Genomic DNA, 12,466 nt, shown 5'->3' with positions numbered 1-12,466 from the left:
CGGGTTATCCCGTATCACACGCGTTGCCATGAAATACCATCAGCTGAAAGCGTTCGTCACGGTCGCGGAGGAGGGCAGCATCCGCGCGGCCGCGCGGCGCCTGAACGTGTCGCCGGCGGCACTGACGAAGGCGGTCAAGGAACTGGAGATCGCGCTCGGCGTGTCGCTCGTCGTGCGCACCGCACGCGGTGTGCAGCTGACCGGCTTCGGCCAGCAGCTCCAGGTGCGCGCGCGGCTGATCGTCGCCGAAATGCAGCGCGCGCGTGACGACATCGAACAGGCGCAGGGCGCGATGACGGGTTCCGTCGCGGCGGCCATCACGCCGGCCGCCGCGGTGACGATCCTGCCCGATGCGTTCTGCGCGTTCCGGCGGCGTTTTCCGGTCGCCCGCGTGAGTCTTGTAGAGGGCTTCCCGGGCGTTGCGCTGCCGCGGCTGCACGACGGCTCGCTCGATTTCGCGGTGGCGGTCGTCGTGCCCGAACTGCTGGCGGCCGAGTTCGATCATGCGGAACTCTATGCGAGCCGGTCGCTGATCGTCGCGCGCAAGGGGCACCCGCTCGCGAACGCGACGTCGCTCGCCGATCTCGTCGACGCCGACTGGCTGATGAACCCGTCGCCGGAAAGCTCGACGCAAGTGCTGTTCAACTGTTTCGTCGCGCATGGGCTGCCGGTGCCCGCGCGGATCGTCGAGTGCCCGAGCTTCGGGCTCGCGCACAGCCTGATGACGGGGTCCGACTTGCTCGCGTCGATGCCGGAACAACTGCTGGACGCCGACTGGGCGCGCGACCGGTTCGCGGTGCTGCCGATCCGCGAGCGGCTGCCGGCCGTATCCGTGCAAGTCATCACGCGCCGCGACAGTCCGCTCACGCCGGCCGCGTCGATGCTGCTCGACTGCCTGCGCGATTCCGCGCGGCGGCAAGGGCTGCGGTGAATCGGTGAAGTGCGCGCCGGTTGAGTTATCACGTTATCCTGAACATGTTGCGCAGCCCGCTGCGCGCATCCGTCCGGCGTTCGCGCGGGCGTCGCGGCGCCGTCCGGGCGATACGCGGTTTCGGCGCGTCGCCCGCGAGCCGGTATCATTACGGCCGGCCGGCGGTGCCGGCCGATCTCCAACAACATGCAAATCAGCATCCAGCAATCAGAGGCGTCACATGACCAGTGCAACCCAATTCGACAACGTGTCGGTCGTCAAGCGAGCCAACGTGTATTTCGACGGCAAGTGCGTATCGCACACCGTGCTGTTTCCGGACGGCACGCGCAAGACGCTCGGCGTGATCCTGCCGTGCGCGCTCAACTTCGGCACGGACGCGCCCGAATTGATGGAAGTGCAGGCCGGCAAGTGCCGCGTGAAGCTCGACGGCAGCAGCGAATGGCAGACGTACGGTGCAGGCGAGTCGTTCTCGGTGCCGGGCAAGAGCCGCTTCGACATCGAAGTGCTGGAAACGCTCGACTACGTCTGCAGCTATCTGTGACGACGTCGGCGCGCGTGCGTTGCCGCGTCGCGCCGGTCGTCGTATGGAAAAGCCCCGCGCAAGGCGGGGCTCGTGACTTCACGGATGGCGCGAGGCCATCCGGCGCGCCTGTTACAGGCAGGCGTTGATGTCGCCTGCCGCATCGGCGCCCGTGCCGCGGAAGCCGACCCACGTCTTCGCACTGGCGGTCTGGGCCGGGCGGACCATTGCAGCCGCGCCGTTCGGCGGTTGCTGGCCCGGTGCGTAGACGTCGGTCGCGAGGCCATTCGCGAGCACGTTCTGCGACACGACCTGCTGCTGGGATTTGTCTGCCCAGGTCTTTGCGATGCACGCCGACACGTCCTGAGCGGGTTTCTGGCTTTGCCCCACGTTTTGCACTGCAGACGAAGGATCGGCCGCGTGAGCAGAAATTGCGACGGTCAATGCGATGAGCGGTAAGTATTTCACGTTATCTCCCTCGGGTCGTGATTGAATGAGCGCAATGCGCAGCAGTACTGCGCTGCGTAAAGTGAGATCGCACCGTGCAAGCGGGGTTCCGACGATTCCGAAACAAGATGTTAAGGCGCTTGCCAAACGGTGGATCCGATGCTGCGCATCCGGCATGCGATGCGTTCGCATGCCGGTGTCGTGACGCACAGCGTCACATGGTGGTCTCGCTGCCCGAGCGTGTGAAGGTTGCCGGCCGTGGCGTGCGGCATTCGTGTGAATGTCGCGCTACGGCTCGTTATCGTGGAATGGCTGAATGAAGGCCCCGTCGCATGAGACACATGATGACAAACTTTCGGGCCTCGAACTGTCAAGCAACTTCAAATGCGCGGAGGCGGGCAGACGGCGATCGTTCGCGTCGGCGAGGATGCACGCGCGAACGTGCCGAATCGATGGCGCTGCCGGCGCGTGCCGGCAGCGTAGAGAGAATGAACCGGATCAACCGGCCTTGTTCGGCGAACCGAGGCGGCGGCGCGCGTTGACCGGCACGATCGGCCGGAAGCGTTCGCGCTTGTGTTCTTCGTCGAAGTGCTGCAGCGCGGGCTTGATCAGGTCGCTGCGCGACACGAGGCCCGCGATGCGCAGCGATTGTGCGTCGTCGACGACCGGCAGGCGTTCGAGGCCGAGCACCGCGAGACGCGTCGCGACGAGTCGGCACGTCTCGTGCGCGAGCGCGACCGCCGGCGTGCGATCGGGGAGCACGTTCGCGACCGGCGTATCGGGCGTGTACTTCGCGCGTTGCGCGTCGAGCAGCGTGCGATCGACGATGCCGAGCAGCCGGCCGTTCTGCACGACCGGATACGCGCGGTGCGTCTGCGTCGCGCCGAAGTACTGCGCTTCGACGATATCGAGCGTCGCCGCGGCGTCGATCGTGACGATCTTGTCGGCGTCCGTCATTACCTCGGCGACGTCGTGCCGCTCGAGCGGATCGACGCCGTATTCGCGGTAGATGTGATAGCCGCGGCGCGCGATCTTCTCGGTCATGATCGAGCGCTTCATCACGACGGTCGCGAAGCCGTGCGCGACGAGCGTCGCCGCGAGCAGCGGCAGCAGCGCATTCGTATCGTGCGTGAGGCCGAACGCGAACACGATCGCGGTCAGCGGTGCGCCGAGCGTCGCGCCGAGCGTCGCGGCCATGCAGACGAGCGGCCACAGCGCCGGATCGCCGCCGGGCAGCACCGGCGACAGCACGGTGCCGAGGCCCGCGCCGAGCATCAGCAGCGGCGCGAGCACACCGCCCGACGTGCCCGAGCCGAGCGCGATCACCCACATCACGGCCTTGACGACCAGCAGCGCGAGCGCGACCTGCAGCGCGATGTGCTGATGCAGCAGATCGCCGATCACGTCGTAGCCGACGCCGAGCGCGCGCGGCTGCAGCCAGCCGCCGATGCCGATCACGATCGCGCCGAGCGCAGGCCACCACATCCAGTGCACGGGCAGCTTCGCGAACGTGTCCTCGACGCGGTAAAGCGCAGCCGACAGCCCGCACGCGAGCATGCCGGACAGCAGGCCCGCGACCACGCACGACAACAGCGCGACCGGCGACGGCGCGGCGGTCGTCAGCGGAAACAGCGGGTCGACGCCGAAGAACAGCGCGCGCGCGAAGCCGGCGACCGCACAGGCGAGCGCGACCGGCAGGAAGCTGCGCGGGCGCCATTCGAACAGCAGCAGTTCGACGGCGAGCAGCACGGCGGCGACCGGCGTGCCGAACACGGCGGTCATGCCGGCCGCGGCACCCGCGACGAGCAGCGTCTTGCGCTCGGCGGCCGTGACCTTCACGCACTGCGCGAGCAGCGAGCCGAGCGCGCCGCCCGTCATGATGATCGGCCCCTCGGCGCCGAACGGGCCGCCGCTGCCGATCACGACGCCGGACGACAGCGGCTTCAGGATCGCGACCTTCGGCGACATCCGGCTCTTGCCGAACAGGATCGCCTCGATCGCTTCCGGAATGCCGTGGCCGCGGATCTTCTCGGAGCCGAAGCGCGCCATCATTCCGACGATCAGCCCGCCGATCACCGGCACCGCGATCACCCATGCGCCGAGCGTGTTGCCCGCGGGCGAGCGGTCGGCGAACGAGAACTGCTGGAAGAAGAACAGGTTCGTGAACAGGTGGATCAGGCTCAACAGCACGAACGCGGCGAGCGTGCTGAGTACGCCGATTACGGCGGCAAGCAGCGCTATCTTCGGCAGGCGGTCGTTGGTCGCGAAATCGCGTTTGTGCGGGGCGTTCATCGGCGTGGCGAAAGCAAGAGTCAGAAATCGAGTTGTGGAACCTGGAATGCGCCCTTGAGCGACTTCAGTTCGGTGCGGTGCATCGCGGCGAGGCGCGCGAGCAGCGTCTCGCCGGCGTCCTCGAGATGCACCTCGACCTGGCGGCGATCCGTTTCGCTCGGCTTGCGCTTCACGAGGCCGAGCGCCTCGCAGCGCGACACGAGCGCGACGACGCCATGGTGCTGCGCCTGCAGGCGTTCCGCGAGCTCGCCGATGGTTGCCCATTCGCGATGCGGATAACCCTTGATGTGCAGCAGCAGCAGGTACTGCAGCGGCGTCACGCCTTCGCTCTGCGCGGCACGCTCGGAGAAGCGCTCGAAGCGGCGCATCTGGTAGCGGAATTCGGAGAGCTGCTGGAAGTCGGACTTGTTCAGCGCGCGTCGGGAGTCGGTCATCGTCGTTCTGAGGATCAGTTACGGTAACGTGCAAATATATCACAACATGATATAAATGGACGAGCTGCGCCGCGACTGAATGTGCGGCGCGGCGGTGCCCTCGCTGTGTCCTCGCAGTGTCCTGTTAAGCGGCCTCGAGCATTTGCGTCTGCTGGTACAGGCCCGTGACGAGGTCGGTCTGGGTCATGATGCCGACGAGCCGGCGCGACGCGTCGACGACAGGAATGTGGTGGTGCCCCGAGTGCGTGAACAGCGGCACGAGCGCGGTGAGCGGCATCGTCTGCGGCACCGACGCGACATCGCGGCTCATCACGGTATGGACGCTCGCGGGCTGGCCGCCGATCGATTCCGGCAGGCGCGCGGACAGGCGTTGCCACAGCGCCGTCGGGCGGCGCGTCTGGCGCGTCAGGTCGGCGCGGGTGACGATCCCGACGAGGCGGTGGTCCGCGTCGACGACGGGCAGCGCCTTCACATGGTGCCGGTCGAGCATCGTCAGCGCGGTCGTCACGGACGTCGACGGCGCGACGCTGATCGCGCGCTTCGTCATCAGGTCCGCGCAGGTGAGCTGGCCGAACGTGCGCGCGTACGCCTGAATCTCGGTTTCGCGCAGCAGCGCTTCGAGGTCGTCCGGATCAACGTCGAGCCATTCGCTGCGGCGCTTGAGCACCGCGTCGAGGTCTTCGCGCGTGAAGCCGCCGCGGGCGGGCGCACGGCCGGCGCCGGCTTGCGGTTTCGCGTCGGGGCGCGCGCCGCCATGCGGATAGCGGTGGCCGGTCAGCGCGTGGTAGACGAGCGCGGCCGACAGCAGGATCGCCGATTGCAGCGCGATCGGCTCGAGCACGAAGCTGAAGCCGAGCGCGTGGATCGCGGGCCCGCCGAGCACGGCCGTCAGCGCGACGGCGCCCGACGGCGGGTGCACGCAGCGCAACGCGAACATCCCGCCGATCGCGAACGCCACCGCGACCGCGGCGGCCGTGATCGGATCGGCGATCCATTGCGCGCACGCGACGCCGACCGACGCGGCGACCAGGTTGCCGCCGATGATCGACCACGGCTGGGCGAGCGGACTCGCCGGCACCGCGAACAGCAGCACCGCGGACGCCCCCATCGGCGCGACCAGCAGCGGCACGAGGCCGGGCACGCCCGGCACGACCTTCATCGTGAAGCCGACCGTCGCGATGCCGACCAGCGCGCCCGCACACGAGCGCAGACGTTCACGCCAGCCGAGGGTCATGGGAAGCGGGAGGAAGCTGTGCAGCCATTGCCGCAACGTGCGGCGTGACGAGAGGGAGCCGGACGACATGGAACGTGTGACGAAAAGTGGGGCGCGCGAGAGCCGGGGTGTGACGGAAAGCCGCAATTATATCTCGTTGTGATACAAATTGTCGCGCTGCATCAACATGTTGCCGGCATGCGACGCGCCAGGGGCTGTTCACGTCAATGACGGGCTTGCGAACGTGCGTCGCCGCCCGGTGCGTCCGGATCGGTCGATGCGGGCGGTTCCGGCGAAACCGGCGCCACACGGCCGTTCCAGCACATTTTTGTCCGCGGCGGCGTACAATTCGGCCAGCAGAATTCTCCCGAACCTCCTGGACCCCGCACGCGATGCCCGCTCTCCCGCCTTCGTCCCGGCACGGTGATCGACTCGGTGCGGCCTTCGGCCCTGATCCGTCCCCCACCTGACGCGAGCCCGGCCGACGCTTTCCCCACTTACTTTCCCGAAGCCAATTCAATGGACATGCTCGAAAACATGCGCCTGTTCGTGCGCGTTGTCGAAGCCGGCAGTTTCACCGCGGTCGCGAAGGAGATCGACGCGACTACCGCACAGGTGTCGCGTGCCGTCTCGAACCTCGAGGCGCACGTGCAGACGCGCCTGCTGCATCGCACGACACGCCACCTCGGCCTGACCGAAAGCGGCCAGCGCTATTTCGAGCGCGCGAAATCGATCCTCGCGGAAATCGACTACGCGAATGCCGAGGCGCGCAACGCGCTGTTGCGGCCGTCCGGCAAGATGCGCATCCACGCGATGACGGGGCTCGGGCAGAGCCACGTCGTGTCGTCGATCGTCCGCTATCAGGAGGACAACCCGGACGTGTCGGTCGAACTGACGCTCGCGCAGCGGATGCCGAACCTCGTCGAAGAGGGCTACGACGTGTCGATCGTGACCGCGTCGCAGCTGCCGGATTCCGGCTACGTCGCGCAGACCTGCGGCACGAGCTGCAGCGTGCTCGTCGCGTCGCGCGACTATCTCGCGCGGCACGGCACGCCGCAGACGCCGGAGGACCTGCCGAACCACACATGCCTGCGGCTCGACACGCCGGCGTCGCCGGCCGACGAATGGCGGCTCGAGCACAAGGACGGCGACGAGCAGGTGTACGAGCTGCCGCCGGCGCCGTTCCAGGTCAACGTGCCGGACGCGCTGTGCGTCGCCGTGCGGGCCGGCCGCGGGATCGCGTGCGTTGCGCTGTACACGGTGCTCGACGACATCCGCGAGGGCCGGCTGATCCGCGTGCTGCCCGAGTACCGGCTGCACACGCTGAGCGTCTACGCGGTGTACGCGACGCGCCGCTATCTCGATGCGAAGATCCGGACCTTCCTCGAACATTTGCGCACGACGCTTACGCCCGCGCTGGAAAACGACCTGCGCGAGCTGGACCGCCTGACCGTCGAGCACGCGCCGGGCGGCCGCAAGCGCGCGTGACGCTGGAGTAGTGCGAGCCCGCGCGCAGGCTCGCGCGATGGCCGTCCGTTCGCGCCGCCGGCCAAGGGCGGCGCTTGCTTGCCGGTGCAAGCAGGCCGGCGTTTACGCTTTGGCCGTTCGTCGACGCCGCTTGCCCGGAGCGGGTGCTTGCGTGCCAATGCAAGCAGGCCGGCGTTCACGCTCAGGCCGCGCGCACCGGCGTTCACGTGTCGGCTGCGATGCGAATCCGCTCGAAGCGCCCGGCCAGCCACCCGTACGCGGCGATGCCGATCAGCCCGTGCGCGGCGACGAACCACAGCGCGTCCGAGAACGAGCCGGTGCGCGCGACGAAATAGCCGATCACGAGCGGCGTGACGATCCCGGCGATGTTGCCGAGTCCGTTGAACACGCCGCCGCTCAGGCCTACCATCCCTTCCGGCGCGGTGTCCGCGAGCACGGCCCAGCCGACCGCGGCGAGCCCCTTGCCGAAGAACGCGATCGTCATCAGCGCGATCACGACCGTGTTCGACGTCGCGCCGTTCGCGCACACGATGAGCGTCGCCATCGCCATCCCCGCGATGAACGGCGTCTTGCGCGCGCACGACGGATGCATGCCGCGCCGGATCAGCCAATCGGACAGCACGCCGCCGAGCACGCCACCCGTGAAGCCGCAGATCGCCGGCAGCGCCGCGACCCAGCCGGCTTCCATGATCGTCATCCCGCGTCCCTTGATCAGATATATCGGGAACCACGTGATGAAGAAGTATGTGAGCGCGGTGATGCAGTACTGACCGAGATAGATTGCCCAAAGGTTCCGGTGGCGGAACAGTTGCGCGACGTCGCGCCACGATAGCCGCGGCCGTTGCCGGACACGATTCGCTTCGAGATCGACGAGCGCGCCGTGCGTGCGCAGGTAGTCGAGCTCCCGCGTGCCGACGCGCGGATGGCTGTGCGGCTCGCGATACCACGCGAACCACAGTGCGCCGAGCAGCACGCCGAGCATCCCCATCCACAGGAACACGTGTTCCCAGCCGAGCGCATGCGTGAGCCACGCCATGCACGGCGTGAAGATCACGACGGCCATGTACTGCGCGGAATTGAACAGCGCCGATGCGGTGCCTCGCTCGCCGGTCGGGAACCAGCACGCGACAATCCGCGAATTCGCCGGGAACGCCGGCGATTCGACGAGACCGAGCATGAAGCGCATCGCGAACAGCGCGAGCGTCGCGGCCGCGCCCGACACGCCGAGCCAGCCGACCGTGCCCTGCAGCATCGTGAAGACCGACCACAGCAGCAGGCTCAGCCCGTACACGCGGCGCGCGCCGAAGCGGTCGAGCAGCCAGCCGCCGGGGATCTGGCCGATCGCGTACGCCCACGCGAACGCGGAGAACACGATGCCGAGCTGGACCGGCGTGAGGCCGAGGTCATGCGCGACGCCGGTGCCGGCGATCGACATCGTCGCGCGGTCCGCGTAGTTGACGACCGTGACGACGAAGATCAGCGCGAGGATCGCGTAGCGGACGCGGCCGATCGCGTGCGATGCGGCAGGGGACGCGGCGAGTGCGGCGTCGGGGGATCGATTGGGCATGCGTGTCTCCGGGCCTCCGTCGTGCGGAGGCGTGTTGTCGCGTCGGGGCCGGTCGATTTCCGGCGGGGGCGGGCGGCGCGATCGACGCCGCGCCGCGCGGGTCAGCTCGTCACGCTCGTCGGCGGGCGCTGGCCCGCGAAGCACGCGGCGAGGTTGTCGAGCACGATCCGGCCCATTGCTTCGCGCGTCTCGCGCGTCGCGCTCGCGCGGTGCGGCTGCACGACGACGCGCTCCAGATCCAGCAGCGCGGCCGGCACGTGCGGCTCGTCAGCGAACACGTCGAGGCCGGCGCCGGCGATCGTGCCGTCGGCGAGCGCACGCACGAGCGCCGCTTCGTCGACGAGCTTGCCGCGCGCGACATTGATCAGGAATCCTTTCTTTCCGAGCGCGGCGAGCACGTCGGCGGTGACGAGCACCTTGCCGTGGTCGGCCGATGCGGCGAGCACGAGCACGTCGCTGTCGCGCGCGAGCTCGGTCAGGTCGTCGACGAAGCGGTAGCCGCTGTCAGGATGCGCGCGCGGCCCGTGATAGCTGACCGGCATCCGGAACGCCTGCGCGCGCTGCGCGATCGCGCGCCCGACCCGGCCGAGCCCGACGATGCCGAGCCGCTTGCCCGTCACCTGCGTCGCGAGCGGTTGCGCAACCTTGCCCCAGCGCCTGGCGCGCACGATCCGGTCGCCGGCGCCGAGGTCGCGCAGCGTCATCAGGATCAGGCCCATTGCCATGTCGGCGACGTCGTCGGTCAGCACATCCGGCGTGGTCGTCACGTGGATGCCGCGCGCGCGTGCCCGTTCGAGGTCGACCGCATCGGTGCCGATACCGCTGATCGCGACGATCTCGAGCGCGGGCAGCCGGTCCATCAGCGTGCCGGACAGGCCGTTCGCGCCGCCCGTCACGACGCCGCGGATGCGCGGCGCAACGCGGTCGATCAGCGCGTCCGGCTGCGGCGCGACGTACAGGCGGTGCACGGTGTAGCGCGCCGTCAGTTCGGCGTCGATGTCGGCGGGAAGCGGCTGGGTCAGGAGTAGATCGATGGTCATGAAGGTCCCGGTCGTGCGGTGGAGCGGCAAGTGCAACCGAGTATAGGAATCGCATCGATGTTGGTCTAACATCTAAAGGCTATGGATCAATACAACTTTTGAATGATTGAACTGCACCAGCTTCGCTGCTTCGTCGCGGTGGCCGAAGAACTGCATTTCGGCCGCGCGGCCAAGCGGCTGTTCATGACGCAGCCGCCGCTCAGCCGGCAGATCCAGTTGCTCGAGCACGCGCTCGGCATCTCGCTGCTCGAGCGCAGCAGCCGGCAGGTGAGCCTGACCGCTGCCGGCGAGCGCTTCCTGCGCGACGCGCAGCACATCCTCGAGTTTTCCGCGCGGGCGGAGCAGGCCGCACAGCGCGTCGCGCGCGGCGAGGCGGGCCGCATCACGCTCGGTTTCACGGCCGTCAGCGCATACCGGATGATCCCGATGCTGCTTGCGCACGCCGCGCATGCGCTGCCGGACGTCGATGTCGAATTGCGCGAGATGGTGTCGACCGTGCAGATCGACGCGCTCGTGTCGCGGATGCTGGATGCGGGTTTCGTGCGCCAGCGCGCCGCGCGGCAGCCGCTCGAATACCGGCTCGTGCAGCGCGAGCCGCTGCTCGTCGCGGTCGCGGAGGGGACGGCGCTCGCCGCGCGCGACCGGATCGGCCCCGACGATCTCGACCGCCAGCCGTTCATCGCGTATTCGCCGAACGAGGGCAAGTACTTCTACGACATGATCTCCGGCATGTTCGCGAACGCGGGGCGGCTGCCCAATTACCTGCATTACGTCGGGCAGACGCATACGATCCTCGGCCTCGTGCGCGCGGGGCTCGGCGCGGCGCTCGTGCCCGCGTCGGCGCGCGAACTGCACGTCGGCGGCGTCGTGTTCCGTCCGCTCGCGGATGTCGACGTCGCGGCCGAGCTGTACCTGACGTGGCGGACGGACAACGACAATCCGGCGCTGCCGGGATTCAACGCGATGGTCGAGCGCTTTCTCGCGCAGAGCGCGGACGCCGGCACGCTGTGAGCGGCCAGTGCGGCGTCGCGCGAGAACCTTTCAATCCGGAAGCTTGTCGCGTGCGAATGACCAGTGATCCTGACGGAGCGGCGCGTCGCGAGTCTTGCGGAATCCTTTCGATTGGCAAGCTGCCGACATCCAGCGCTTCTTTCATCGTTGAAAGGCGCGGCTTGGGGCGGCAACAGCGGCAAACGTCAACCCGAATTCGCAAGTGATGCGAAAAACGCACGCCCGGCGCGCACCGCGCTGAGCGCTTGACGCGTGCATGCCGCTCGGCGCACGATACGTCCGAGCATTGGGAGCGGGACGCGCCGGCCGCGCGACACCCGCATCCGCGACACGCAAAAGAACAACGATGAGCCCTTACGCACTCGACTCGGTACCCGAATCGGCACTCGAATCGGAAGTTGAACCCCGGCCGCATCGCCGTACCGGGACAGCGATCCACCCGACGCATCTCGCGTCACGTTTTCGTCATCCGGTTTCGGCCGGCACATCGGTACCATTGCCGTTCCCGGCATCGGCAGTACGCGACGCCGGACCGGGTGGTCGCATCGAACCGCCAGCCTCACCCCATCAACGCATCCTGAATGGCGCCGTCACGGGCGTGTCGTGACGCCGGCCGGCGCACGTCCTCGCATCGCGGCGGCCGCTTCCCGGAGGAAGCCGGCGCCACCGGAGTCCGAAGCATTTCGATTGAGCGTGAAAGAGAAACAAAACGCAGTTCAGTTCGAGGTTCAAGGAGAAACTCATGTCGCAGCTTTCGCATGAAGAAAACGGCAGTTCGGGGAATCGCAAGGCAACGCTGATCAAGTGGGGGATCATCATCGCGGGCGTCGCGATCGCGGCGCCCGCCGCGCTGTTCGTGCTGAAGGGGATGATCGCGCTGATCACCGCGGCGGTCGTCGGTCTCGGCGCGATCTACTTCGCGCCGGTCGTCGCGATGAAGTTCGCGAACCAGAAGGTCAGGATGATCGTCGAGGAGGCGCAGTCGAACCCGATCGAGACGCTGATCAACCAGCTCGCGGAAAAGCGCCAGGCCGCGCAGAAGTTTGCGGACAGCATCACCGCGTTTCGCACCGAGGTGAAGAACTTCGAGAACAAGACCGAGCAGTTCGAGAAGCAGTATCCGGAAGACGCGCCACGCTTCAAGATGCAGCTCGACACGATGAAGCAGCTCCTCGCGTTTCGCGAAAGCCGCTACAAGCAGGTGCAGAACGAGCTGAAGAACTTTGCGTCGGCGATCGACCGCGCGAAGGCGATGTGGGACATGTCGCAGGCCGCGCAGCAGATGAACAAGATCGCGGGCCGGCAGACCGCAGACACGTTCGAGCAGATCAAGACCGATGTCGCCGTCGATTCGGTGATGCGCTCCGTGAACAAGGCGTTCTCCGAAATGGAGACGTCGCTGATGGACAACCCCGAAGTCAAGCAGGCGCAGCAGCAGGCCGCGATCGACGGCAGCCGCCCGCACGGTATTGAAGCGGCGAACCCGGCCCAGTTGCCGTCGAAACAACAATAAATCCAGCAGG

11 protein-coding genes are annotated in these 12,466 nt (G+C 67.8%); 5 read left to right on the top strand and 6 right to left on the bottom strand.

Translation table 11 applies throughout. The features are described 5' to 3' along the window. The first annotated feature begins 28 nt into the window (after positions 1–28). Positions 29–931 (top strand): LysR substrate-binding domain-containing protein, encoded by a 903-nt coding sequence (locus tag ACV229_RS10480; protein WP_448083057.1) that lies wholly within the window; start codon positions 29–31, stop codon positions 929–931. Between the two features lie 220 nt (positions 932–1,151). Beyond that, a complete protein-coding gene (gene ppnP / locus ACV229_RS10475) occupies positions 1,152–1,472 on the top strand; it encodes a pyrimidine/purine nucleoside phosphorylase (protein WP_006478890.1) in 321 nt (106 codons plus the stop codon). Between the two features lie 111 nt (positions 1,473–1,583). On the opposite strand, the gene ACV229_RS10470 is transcribed toward ppnP, so the two are convergent. The 4 genes from ACV229_RS10470 to ACV229_RS10455 all read right to left on the bottom strand — a co-directional run bounded on the left by ACV229_RS10470 (position 1,584) and on the right by ACV229_RS10455 (position 5,927). Beyond that, positions 1,584–1,919 (bottom strand): hypothetical protein, encoded by a 336-nt coding sequence (locus ACV229_RS10470; RefSeq protein ID WP_448083272.1) that lies wholly within the window; start codon positions 1,917–1,919, stop codon positions 1,584–1,586. 477 nt (positions 1,920–2,396) lie between these two features. Next, on the bottom strand, positions 2,397–4,190 hold the full coding sequence (locus ACV229_RS10465; RefSeq protein ID WP_448083056.1) for a chloride channel protein: 1,794 nt from the start codon (positions 4,188–4,190) through the stop codon (positions 2,397–2,399). A gap of 20 nt (positions 4,191–4,210) precedes the next feature. Further along, on the bottom strand, positions 4,211–4,624 hold the full coding sequence (locus ACV229_RS10460; protein WP_448074323.1) for a MarR family winged helix-turn-helix transcriptional regulator: 414 nt from the start codon (positions 4,622–4,624) through the stop codon (positions 4,211–4,213). A 124-nt stretch (positions 4,625–4,748) separates the two neighbouring features. Continuing rightward, a complete protein-coding gene (locus tag ACV229_RS10455) occupies positions 4,749–5,927 on the bottom strand; it encodes an HPP family protein (protein ID WP_448083055.1) in 1,179 nt (392 codons plus the stop codon). A gap of 429 nt (positions 5,928–6,356) precedes the next feature. Here ACV229_RS10455 and ACV229_RS10450 point away from each other — a divergent pair, with 429 nt between their 5' ends. Then, positions 6,357–7,325, top strand: a complete 969-nt coding sequence (locus ACV229_RS10450; protein WP_448083054.1) for a LysR family transcriptional regulator — start codon at positions 6,357–6,359, stop codon at positions 7,323–7,325. A gap of 202 nt (positions 7,326–7,527) precedes the next feature. Here the strand turns inward: ACV229_RS10450 and ACV229_RS10445 are convergent, their stop codons facing one another. Together ACV229_RS10445 and ACV229_RS10440 are read right to left on the bottom strand one after the other, a co-directional pair. Beyond that, entirely contained in the window at positions 7,528–8,892 is a 1,365-nt protein-coding gene (locus tag ACV229_RS10445; RefSeq protein WP_448083053.1) for an MFS transporter, read from the bottom strand. A 101-nt stretch (positions 8,893–8,993) separates the two neighbouring features. Continuing rightward, a complete protein-coding gene (locus ACV229_RS10440) occupies positions 8,994–9,932 on the bottom strand; it encodes a 2-hydroxyacid dehydrogenase (protein WP_448083052.1) in 939 nt (312 codons plus the stop codon). A gap of 102 nt (positions 9,933–10,034) precedes the next feature. Here ACV229_RS10440 and ACV229_RS10435 point away from each other — a divergent pair, with 102 nt between their 5' ends. Then, positions 10,035–10,943, top strand: a complete 909-nt coding sequence (locus ACV229_RS10435) for a LysR substrate-binding domain-containing protein (protein ID WP_448083051.1) — start codon at positions 10,035–10,037, stop codon at positions 10,941–10,943. 742 nt (positions 10,944–11,685) lie between these two features. Next, the gene (locus tag ACV229_RS10430) at positions 11,686–12,456 is read left to right on the top strand and encodes a hypothetical protein (RefSeq protein ID WP_448083050.1); all 771 of its coding nucleotides are present in this window, start codon (positions 11,686–11,688) and stop codon (positions 12,454–12,456) included. Positions 12,457–12,466: the final 10 nt, after the last annotated feature.

The organism is Burkholderia sp. MR1-5-21, assembly GCF_053427715.1.
Note: the sequence above shows the minus strand (reverse complement) of the source record. Positions and strands in the feature narration are given on the sequence as shown.

What these genes read in the sequence shown, in the direction of transcription:
- ACV229_RS10430 (WP_448083050.1), top strand. Translation starts at nt 11,686, where the DNA reads ATGTCGCAGCTTTCGCATGAAGAAAACGGCAGTTCGGGGAATCGCAAG.
- ACV229_RS10455 (WP_448083055.1), bottom strand. Translation starts at nt 5,927, where the DNA reads ATGTCGTCCGGCTCCCTCTCGTCACGCCGCACGTTGCGGCAATGGCTG.
- ACV229_RS10460 (WP_448074323.1), bottom strand. Translation starts at nt 4,624, where the DNA reads ATGACCGACTCCCGACGCGCGCTGAACAAGTCCGACTTCCAGCAGCTC.
- ACV229_RS10440 (WP_448083052.1), bottom strand. Translation starts at nt 9,932, where the DNA reads ATGACCATCGATCTACTCCTGACCCAGCCGCTTCCCGCCGACATCGAC.
- ACV229_RS10450 (WP_448083054.1), top strand. Translation starts at nt 6,357, where the DNA reads ATGGACATGCTCGAAAACATGCGCCTGTTCGTGCGCGTTGTCGAAGCC.
- ACV229_RS10465 (WP_448083056.1), bottom strand. Translation starts at nt 4,190, where the DNA reads ATGAACGCCCCGCACAAACGCGATTTCGCGACCAACGACCGCCTGCCG.
- ACV229_RS10435 (WP_448083051.1), top strand. Translation starts at nt 10,035, where the DNA reads ATGATTGAACTGCACCAGCTTCGCTGCTTCGTCGCGGTGGCCGAAGAA.
- ACV229_RS10445 (WP_448083053.1), bottom strand. Translation starts at nt 8,892, where the DNA reads ATGCCCAATCGATCCCCCGACGCCGCACTCGCCGCGTCCCCTGCCGCA.
- ppnP (WP_006478890.1), top strand. Translation starts at nt 1,152, where the DNA reads ATGACCAGTGCAACCCAATTCGACAACGTGTCGGTCGTCAAGCGAGCC.
- ACV229_RS10480 (WP_448083057.1), top strand. Translation starts at nt 29, where the DNA reads ATGAAATACCATCAGCTGAAAGCGTTCGTCACGGTCGCGGAGGAGGGC.